Below are 1,167 nucleotides of genomic sequence, written 5' to 3'. Positions count from 1 at the left end.
ATACCAAGTTTCATTGATCAGAACCGATTTGTCCAATCTCGCATGCCGATGGCCATGATGCGCCAAGGCTGCTCGATAAGTTTATTCCAAGCGTAGCAGCAGTGATCGAGGATGTCCTTGTAGGATTTGAACACTCGGTTCGAAAGCCAATTGTCGCGCATGAACTGCCAAATATTCTCCTGCGGGTTGAGTTCCGGGCATTTGGCCGGCAGGGACAAGAGTGAGATGTTCGGCGGGATGATCAACCGGCTTGACAGATGCCAGCCGGCCTGATCGAGCAGGAGGATGGCGTGCTTGCCGGGCGCGACCTGGGTAGCAATTTCGGCCAGATGCAGGCTCATCGCCTGGGTGTTGCACACCGGCAGGATGAGAGTGGCACCTTTGCCCTGCTTCGAACAGATTGCGCCGAAGATGTAGGTGGAGGCCGTGCGTTGGTCGTGCGGCGCCGATGGTCTGGTTCCGCGCCTGGCCCACCGTCGCGTGATCTTGTTCTTCTGGCCGATACGCGCCTCGTCAGTGAACTAGATTTCCATATCGGCCGGATCGACGCCTTTGTCTTCGGCGATCCCAACTACACGGGCGGGAAAACTTTTTTAAAATCCTCGACTGCTCCTTCGGCCTGCCCATGATGGCGTGGGCGGGCAGAGAGCTTGGTATAACCCATGCCCCGCAGTTCCGGGCTCAGCGTCGGCTTGGAGACCGACACCCCCGAACTCCTCGTAAAGCCATTGGCACAGATCGATAATCCGCCAGCGCACGACGCCATGGATCGCCGGTGTCGGCCCACTCTCGATGATCGCAGCCAGTGCCTTGCGATGCTCGTCGTTGAGCCGTGACGGCTGGCCGGGAGCCTTGCGGTCGATCAACCCGTCACAGGGCCGAGCGCGTTGAACTTCAAGACCCAGTCGCGAACGATCTGCACGGTCACACCACCAATCCGTGCGGCTTCGCCCCGGCGCGCACCCTCGTAAATCGCCGCCAAGGCCAGGAGCCGCCGCGTCTGCGGTCCGTCCTTGCACCGCCGCGCAATGGCCCGCATCAGCGGAGCGTCAAAATCAGCCCGGAGAGGGATCGGCATCGCAAACCTCCTGCCTTCCCACAACTGAATCAGACCCAAGCTGATTTGGGAAGACACAGAGAGTCGCGATCTCCGAGACTTGGTATTAG

Annotated in this window: 1 pseudogene; it reads right to left on the bottom strand. The window is 59.7% G+C overall.

The annotated features are described in order from the left end of the window. Positions 1–17: 17 nt before the first annotated feature. Positions 18–1,078, bottom strand: a pseudogene (locus FHS82_RS20870) (IS630 family transposase). Positions 1,079–1,167: the final 89 nt, after the last annotated feature.

The sequence above is a fragment of the Pseudochelatococcus lubricantis genome (genome assembly GCF_011762225.1).
GTDB lineage: Bacteria > Pseudomonadota > Alphaproteobacteria > Rhizobiales > Beijerinckiaceae > Pseudochelatococcus > Pseudochelatococcus lubricantis.
This window is presented reverse-complemented; position numbering and strand designations above follow the sequence as displayed.